Source organism: Stenotrophomonas sp. 22692 (genome assembly GCF_052045015.1).
Taxonomy (GTDB): domain Bacteria; phylum Pseudomonadota; class Gammaproteobacteria; order Xanthomonadales; family Xanthomonadaceae; genus Stenotrophomonas; species Stenotrophomonas geniculata.
In genome coordinates, this window is the sequence record NZ_JBQEMR010000067.1 from 1 (window position 1) to 8,220 (window position 8,220).

The 8,220-nt window shown below is 66.5% G+C and carries 7 protein-coding genes; 3 read left to right on the forward strand and 4 right to left on the reverse strand.

Annotation, left to right across the window (positions count from 1 at the left end):
- Positions 1-183 precede the first annotated feature (183 nt).
- From ACTJJM_RS20845 to ACTJJM_RS20855, 3 genes are all read right to left on the reverse strand, one after another.
- Positions 184-798, reverse strand: a complete 615-nt coding sequence (locus ACTJJM_RS20845; RefSeq protein ID WP_440865945.1) for an RluA family pseudouridine synthase — start codon at positions 796-798, stop codon at positions 184-186.
- 123 nt (positions 799-921) lie between these two features.
- Positions 922-1,908, reverse strand: coding sequence for a malate dehydrogenase (locus ACTJJM_RS20850; protein WP_004153634.1), 987 nt, complete (start codon positions 1,906-1,908; stop codon positions 922-924).
- A gap of 118 nt (positions 1,909-2,026) precedes the next feature.
- Positions 2,027-2,518 carry a peptidylprolyl isomerase gene (locus tag ACTJJM_RS20855; RefSeq protein ID WP_004153629.1) on the reverse strand — a complete coding sequence of 164 codons (492 nt, stop codon included), beginning with the start codon at positions 2,516-2,518 and terminating at the stop codon, positions 2,027-2,029.
- Positions 2,519-2,791: 273 nt separating this feature from the next.
- Between ACTJJM_RS20855 and typA the strand changes: the two genes are divergently transcribed.
- The 3 genes from typA to ACTJJM_RS20870 are packed head-to-tail and all read left to right on the forward strand — an operon-like array spanning position 2,792 to position 6,782.
- Positions 2,792-4,639, forward strand: a complete 1,848-nt coding sequence (gene typA, locus ACTJJM_RS20860) for a translational GTPase TypA (protein WP_010483969.1) — start codon at positions 2,792-2,794, stop codon at positions 4,637-4,639.
- A gap of 11 nt (positions 4,640-4,650) precedes the next feature.
- Positions 4,651-5,118, forward strand: a complete 468-nt coding sequence (locus tag ACTJJM_RS20865) for a DUF2127 domain-containing protein (protein ID WP_049411409.1) — start codon at positions 4,651-4,653, stop codon at positions 5,116-5,118.
- 41 nt (positions 5,119-5,159) lie between these two features.
- A complete protein-coding gene (locus tag ACTJJM_RS20870; RefSeq protein WP_019336447.1) occupies positions 5,160-6,782 on the forward strand; it encodes an amidase in 1,623 nt (540 codons plus the stop codon).
- A 72-nt stretch (positions 6,783-6,854) separates the two neighbouring features.
- Here ACTJJM_RS20870 and ACTJJM_RS20875 read toward each other — a convergent pair whose 3' ends face one another.
- The gene (locus ACTJJM_RS20875; protein WP_265330694.1) at positions 6,855-8,042 is read right to left on the reverse strand and encodes a mechanosensitive ion channel family protein; all 1,188 of its coding nucleotides are present in this window, start codon (positions 8,040-8,042) and stop codon (positions 6,855-6,857) included.
- Positions 8,043-8,220: the final 178 nt, after the last annotated feature.

The window sequence follows — 8,220 nt, forward strand, 5'->3', positions numbered from 1 at the left end:
GGGCGGTGTCGGAGTGCGGGGTGTCAGCCGCATGGATGCGGCTGCCAAGCCTACAGGGAAGTACTTGCGGCGCCCCCGCACTCCGACACCGTCCCGCCAACCCACGGATAACCCGCCTTTGATGTTGACGTTGACGTTGCTCTGACTCGTAGCAGGTGCAGGGCTGCAAGCCCTGCCGAACCCCTAGAACGGAGCCGCGGACTCGAACGCGAGCGCCTCGCCCGTCAGCGGATGCGTGAACCGCAGGCTGCGCGCATGCAGATGCACGCGTTGCGCCGGTGCCGCGCCATACAGCACGTCGCCGACGATGGGATGGCCGAGGCTGGCCATGTGCAGGCGCAGCTGATGGCTGCGGCCGGTGATCGGTTCCAGTTCCACGCGCGTGCGCCGCGCTTCAACATCACGAGCCAGCACGCTCCAACGCGTCAGCGCCGGCTTGCCGCGCTCATGGTCGACCATCTGCTTCGGCCGGTTCGGCCAGTCCACGATCAATGGCAGGTCCACTTCGCCTGCATCACCTTCGAGCACTCCCTGCACCACGGCTTCGTAGCGCTTGCCGACCTGGCGCTGCTCAAACTGCATCGACAATGCGGCCTGCATCTCCTTGCCTCGCGCATGCAGCAGCAGGCCGGAGGTTACCTGATCCAGCCGATGCACCGTCAACGCATCCGGGTACAGCGCCTGCAGGCGCGCGACCACGCAGTCCTGGTTCTCGGCGCTGCGGCCGGGCACGGACAGCAGGCCGGCCGGCTTCTCGGCCACCAGCAGCGCGTCGTCGATGTAGTGCAGGTGGATCATGCGGCTCCGTATCCGTCCAAACAAAAACGGGGAAGCCGAAGCTTCCCCGTTTTCTGCGTACCGACCAGCGGTCGGTACCTACCTTGATGGAAGACGTACCGGCCGGAGCCGGTACCGCCTGCATCAGCCCAGCAGGTGGGCGACGCCGGCGCGCTCTTCTTCCAGCTCGGCCAGGGTCTTGTCGATGTACTTCTGGCTGAAGTCGTCGATCGGCAGATCCTTGACCAGGGTGTACTTGCCGTTCTCGGTGGTCACTGCAAAGCCGAAGATCACGCCTTCCGGAATGCCGTAGGAACCGTCGGACGGCACGCCCATGGTGACCCACTTGCCGTTGCTGCCCAGCACCCAGTCACGCACGTGGTCGATGGCAGCGTTGGCGGCCGAAGCAGCCGAGGACGAGCCACGGGCTTCGATGATCGCCGCGCCGCGCTTGCCCACGGTCGGGATGAAGGTGTTGGCGTTCCACTCCTGGTCGTTGATCGCATCGGCGATCGATGCGCCATCGGCGGTGGCGAAACGGTAATCCGGGTACATGGTCGGGCTGTGGTTGCCCCACACGACCAGCTTCTCCATGCCACCGACCGGCTTGCCCAGCTTGGTCGACAGCTGGCTCAGCGCGCGGTTGTGGTCCAGGCGCAGCATGGCGGTGAAGTTTTCCGGCTTCAGGTCCGGCGCCGACTTCATGGCGATGTAGGCGTTGGTGTTGGCCGGGTTGCCGACCACCAGCACCTTCACGTCACGGCTGGCGACCTTGTTCAGCGCTGCGCCCTGGGCGGTGAAGATCTTGGCGTTTTCCAGCAGCAGGTCCTTGCGCTCCATGCCCGGGCCACGCGGACGTGCGCCGACCAGCAGGGCGATGTCGGCGTCCTTGAACGCGACTTCGGCGTCATCGGTGCCGACCATGCCGGCCAGCAGCGGGAAGGCGCAGTCTTCCAGCTCCATCATCACGCCCTTCAGGGCGGCCTGGGCCTTGTCGACCGGCAGTTCCAGCAGCTGCAGGATGACCGGCTGGTCCTTGCCCAGCATTTCGCCGGAGGCGATGCGGAACAGCAGGGCATAACCGATCTGGCCGGCGGCGCCGGTCACGGCAACACGAACGGGTGCTTTCATGGGGGTTTCCTCTTGCTTGCAAGCGTTTGATGGAACGCCGCGGGCGTGGCCACGCTGGCCTGGCGGGCGGCGGGGAACAGGGAAACGGCCACCCGTGGGTGGCCGTCTCGAAGGGGGATCAGGCGGCGAGGTGCTTGTTCCACTCCGCGACGCGCTCGGCCTGGGCGGCCAGCACGGCGTCGACGTCGCCTTCCAGGGTGATCGAATGGATCACGTCGCCCTGCTTGACCGAATCGACGATGGCCTGGCCTTCCAGGACCTTGCCGAAGACGGTGTGGCGGCCGTCCAGCCAGTCGGTCTTGATGTGGGTGATGAAGAACTGGCTGCCGTTGGTGTTCGGGCCGGCGTTGGCCATCGACAGCGAGCCGACCTCGTGCTTCACGCCATTCTTCTCGTCTTCGAACTTGTAGCCCGGGCCGCCGGTGCCACGACCCTGCGGGCAGCCGCCCTGGATCATGAAGTCGGCGATCACGCGGTGGAAGATCAGGCCGTCATAGAAACCGTGCTTGACCAGGTTCACGAAGTTGGCCACGGTCAGCGGCGCCTTGTCGGCGAACAGCTCGACCTTGATCGGGCCCTGGGTGGTGTCGAAAGTGGCGATGAGGGACATGAAGATCCTTGATGCAGAGGGGAACGCGTCTAGCCACCTAGTTTACACCTGCCTCGTGGCGGCGGCGGCTTCGACCATGGGCGCAGATCCGGGCTTCAGCCGCCGGCGGGGGAGCCCCACACGACGGTCCTGGCGGCCTCGGCCGCCGCTGCGGACAGCCAGCTGAATGGGCCCCATGACCGGCGTGAAATCCACCTTTTCGCGAATCGTCAAGTTCGACGTATAATGTTGGACTTCTTTTTCCAAATCCGGCGCCGACTGGCCCCCTTTCGTATGTCCATCGAAAATCTTCGCAACATCGCCATCGTCGCCCACGTCGACCATGGCAAGACCACCCTGGTCGACCAGCTGCTGAAGCAGTCCGGCACCCTGTCCGAGCGCACCGTCCTCGCCGAGCGCGTGATGGACAGCAACGACCAGGAAAAGGAACGCGGCATCACCATCCTGGCCAAGAACACCGCCATCACCTGGGAAGACAAGAAGACCGGCATCAAGAACCGGATCAACATCGTCGACACCCCCGGCCACGCCGACTTCGGTGGTGAGGTCGAGCGCGTGCTGTCGATGGTCGACACCGTGCTGATCCTGGTCGACGCGATGGACGGCCCGATGCCGCAGACCCGCTTCGTGACCCAGAAGGCCTTCGCGATGGGCTTCAAGCCGATCGTCGTGGTCAACAAGGTCGACCGTCCGGGCGCCCGTCCGGAATGGGTGATCGACCAGGTCTTCGACCTGTTCGACAAGCTCGGCGCGACCAACGAGCAGCTGGACTTCCCGATCGTCTACGCCTCGGGCCTGAACGGCTACGCCGGCCTGGAAGACACCGTGCGCGACGGCGACATGACCCCGCTGTACGAAGCGATCATGCAGCACGCGCCGCGTCCGGAAGTGGACCCGGAAGGCCCGTTCCAGATGCGCATCAGCCAGCTGGACTACAACAACTTCGTGGGCGTGATCGGCATCGGCCGCATCCAGCGCGGCACCCTGAAGAAGAACATGCAGGTCGCGGTCATCGACCGTGAAGGCAAGAAGCGCAACGGCAAGGTGCTGCAGGTGCTGGGCTTCATGGGCCTGGAGCGCATCGAGCAGGATTCGGCCGAGGCCGGCGACATCGTGGCCATCTCCGGCATCCAGGAGCTGACCATCTCCGACACCATCTGCGCGCCGGACTTCCCGGAAGCCCTGCCGGCGCTGACCGTCGACGAGCCGACCATCTCGATGACCTTCCAGGTCAACAACTCGCCGTTCGCCGGCAACAAGGACCTGTCCGGTGGCAAGTTCCTGACCAGCCGCCAGATCAAGGACCGCCTGGACCGTGAAAAGGTCCACAACGTGGCCCTGAAGGTCGAGCAGCTGGAAGACGCTGACAAGTTCCTGGTCTCCGGCCGTGGCGAACTGCACCTGTCGGTGCTGATCGAGAACATGCGTCGCGAAGGCTACGAGCTGGCCGTGTCGCGCCCGGAAGTGATCATCAAGGAAATCGACGGCCAGATGATGGAGCCGATCGAGCAGCTGGTGGTGGACATCGAAGAAATCCACCAGGGCGGCGTGATGGAAAAGCTGGGCACCCGCAAGGGCCAGCTGAAGAACATGGAATCGGACGGCAAGGGCCGCGTGCGCCTGGAATACTCGATCCCGGCCCGTGGCCTGATCGGCTTCCAGAACGAGTTCAAGACCCTGACCCAGGGTTCGGGCCTGCTGTTCCACGTGTTCGACCACTACGGTCCGAAGGAACAGGGCGCGATTGCCAAGCGCATCAACGGCGTGATGATCGCCAATGCGCCGGGCACCACGCCGGCCTACTCGCTGGGCCCGCTGCAGGAACGCGGCAAGCTGTTCGCAGCTGAAGGCGACAACGTGTATGAAGGTCAGCTGGTCGGCATCCACTCCAAGGACAACGACCTGACCGTCAACGCGATCAAGACCAAGCCGCTGACCAACATGCGCGCTTCGGGCAAGGACGATGCGATCCAGCTGACCCCGGCGATCAAGTACTCGCTGGAACAGGCCCTGGACTTCATCGAAGACGACGAGCTGGTCGAGATCACCCCGAAGGAGATCCGTCTGCGCAAGAAGTTCCTGACCGAAAGCGACCGCAAGAAGGCTTCGCGCGGCGGCTGAGCCAGCACCCCGTGAACCGGAGCGGCTACAACCCGGATCCACACCGGCATCCGGGTCTCCATGTCATCGCCCTGCTCGAAGCGAGCAAGGCGATGCTGGCGCTGTTGGCCGCCACCGGGCTGGAAGTGCTCGGACCGCAGCCGCTACGGCACGGCATCATGGCCCTGATCCGGCGTTTCAGCCTGGATCCGGACCATGGCACCCTGCCCTCGCTGCTGCACATGATCAGCCCCGACGCGGTCCACCTGGCCGCGGCGGGGATGATCGGCTACGGCCTGCTGCACCTGGTTGAGGCCTGGGGCCTGTGGCGGGCCAAGGCCTGGGCTTCCTGGCTGGGCTGCCTGACCGCCGCCCTGTACCTGCCGTTCGACATCTTCGCGATCATCCGCCATCCCGGCTGGCCGTCGTGGACGATCCTGGCGATCAACCTGATCGTGGTCTACGTCCTCGCCCGCGACCTGCGCAAGCGTCACCGCTGAGCACCCGCTACACTGGGGATTGGAGCCGACCAAGCCGCCCCATGCGCCCGTCCTTGCCGCCTCTGCTGACCTGCCTGCTCGCCGCGCTGCCGGCGCTGCTTTCGGCTGGCTGCAGCCCGGCCACGCCCAGCGCGCATGCGGCCGAACCTGCGAGCCGCAACGTGCCGTTCCCGTACGCCGAAACCGATGTTGCCGACCTGCAGGCGCGAATGTCCGCCGGTGAACTGGACAGCACCACCCTGACCCAGGCCTACCTGCAGCGCATCGCCGCCCTGGACCGCACCGGGCCGCGCCTGCGCGCAGTGATCGAGCTCAACCCCGATGCCCTGAAGGAAGCCGCCGCGCGCGACCGCGAGCGCCGCGAAGGACGCCTGCGCGGCCCGCTGCATGGCATCCCGCTGCTGCTGAAGGACAACATCAACGCCGCGCCGATGGCCACCAGCGCCGGCTCACTGGCCCTGCAGGGCTTCCGTCCGGACGATGCCTACCTGGTGCGCCGGCTGCGCGAAGCCGGTGCGGTGGTGCTGGGCAAGACCAATCTGAGCGAATGGGCCAATTTCCGCGGCAATGACTCCATCTCCGGCTGGAGCGCGCGCGGTGGCCAGACCCGCAATCCCTATCGGCTGAGTCATTCGCCCTGTGGCTCCAGCAGCGGCAGCGCGGTGGCCGTGGCCGCCAACCTCGCCAGCGTGGCGATCGGTACCGAGACCGATGGCAGCATCGTCTGCCCGGCGGCGATCAACGGCGTGGTCGGCCTGAAGCCAACCGTCGGCCTGGTCAGCCGCGACGGCATCATCCCGATCTCCTTCAGCCAGGACACTGCCGGGCCGATGGCACGCAGCGTCGCCGACGCTGCCGCCGTGCTGACCGCGATCGCCGGCCGCGATGATGCCGACCCGGCCACCGCGACCATGCCCGGCCGCGCGGTCTACGACTACACCGCACGCCTGGACCCGCAGGGCCTGCGCGGCAAACGCATCGGCCTGCTGCAGACGCCGCTGCTGAAGTACCGCGGCATGCCGCCGCTGATCGATCAGGCAGCGACCGAGCTGCGTCGCGCTGGTGCCGTCGTGGTCCCCGTCGAGTTGCCCAACCAGGGCGCCTGGGCCGAAGCCGAGCGCACGCTGCTGCTGTACGAATTCAAGGCCGGGCTGGAGCGCTACTTCAGCACCCACCGCGCGCCGTTGCGCAGCCTGGCCGAACTGATTGCCTTCAACCAGGCGCACAGCAAGCAGGAACTGGGCCTGTTCGGCCAGGAGCTGCTGGTAGAGGCCGATGCCACTGCTGGCCTGGCCGACCCCGCCTACATCCGCGCGCGCAGCGATGCGCGCCGCCTGGCCGGCCCGGAAGGCATCGACGCCGCCCTCGCCGCCCACCAGCTCGACGCGCTGGTCGCACCCACCACCGGTGTGGCATGGCCGATCCGCAGCGAAGGCGACGACTTCCCCGGCGAGAGCTACAGCGCCGCTGCCGTCGCTGGTTACCCCAGCCTGACCGTGCCGATGGGCCAGATCGATGGCCTGCCAGTCGGCCTGCTGTTCATGGGCACCGCCTGGAGCGAGCCGAAGCTGATCGAAATGGCCTACGCCTACGAGCAGCGCACCCGCGCACGGCGCCCGCCGCACTTCGATACCGATGCATTGATCGACGCCGGCGAGCCGTGATCGTGTTTCTGTAGAGCCGAGCCCACGCTCGGCTTCACCGGAAAATCGAAAGCGGCCGAGCATGGCCCGGCTCTACAGAGGCTGGTCAGGCTCCGCCGGCACGATCGCCGCTTCACCATCCTCCGCGCCAGGCGAACGCACATCCGCGGTGCGCGCACGTGGGCCGCGCGGCATATCCAGCTCGTCTTCGTGTTGCAGCCGCGCACGCACCTGCGGCAGCGACTGCGGATGCTCACGCGCGAGGAAGTCGAGCATGCGCTCGCGCACCAGGCAACGCAGGTCGAAGGCATCACCGGAGCTGCGCGCGCTGACCAGCAGTCGCACCTGGATCGCACGCTCGCTGGTCTCGGTCACCTGGGTCACGCAGACCCGGCCATCCCACAGCGCTTCGCCACGACAGATGCGCTCCAGTTCGGCGCGGATCGCCGCGATCGGCGCCCGGTAGTCCAGCCACAGAAACGCAGTGCCGAGCAGATCGGCACTGCGCCGCGTCCAGTTCTGGAACGGGTTCTCGATGAACCAGGTCAACGGCACCACCATCCGCCGCTCATCCCAGATGCGCACCACCACGTAACTGCTGCCGATCTCCTCGATGCGGCCCCATTCGCCTTCGACGATCACCACGTCATCCAGGCGGATCGGCTGCGTCACTGCAATCTGCAGGCCAGCGATCAGGTTGCCGAACACCGGCTTGGCCGCGATACCGGCCACCAGACCGATCAGGCCCGCCGAGGCCAGCAGCGCGGTACCGATCTTCTGCACCATCGGGAAGGTCAGCAGCACCAACGACGCGCCCAGCACGACGATGCCGCCCATCAGTACACGACTGAGCACCCGCGTCTGCGTCTGGATGCGGCGCGCCTCCAGGTTATCGGAGACATCGATGGGATGGCTGCGCAGGATCGCGCGCTCACCGGCCGCCACCGCGCGTACAAGCAACCAGATGAAGCACGCGGTCAGCGCGATGTGCAGCACATGCTGCAGATTGCCCAGCAACGGATCCTGCAGCGGTGTGGCCTGCAACGCGGGAATCAACAGCAGCAGCGGCCATGCAGTGGCCATCGGTAGCCCGAGCACACGACCGATGCGCGCACGCCGGCGATCACGCCCTTTCAGCCGATGGTAGATCCACAGGATCAGCCACGCGCCGATGCCACCCACTACTGCTGCCAATCCCAACGGCCATGCGTAGGCCTGTGCGCTTTGCCAGTGCACTGTTGCCACCTCCACTCGAACAGCCAAGCAGACAGCCTCGCGCATGGGGCATGAGCGTCACGTCAGCCGTTCGTAAGCAGGGTGTTGATCGGCAGGGCTTGCAGCCCTGCGCCTGCTGCGAGCTGGAGCAACAGCAACAGCAACAGCAACAGCAGAAGCGGGTTTCCTGTGGGATGGCGGGGGGGGGGGGGGGGGGGGGGGGGGGGGGGGGGGGGGGGGGGGG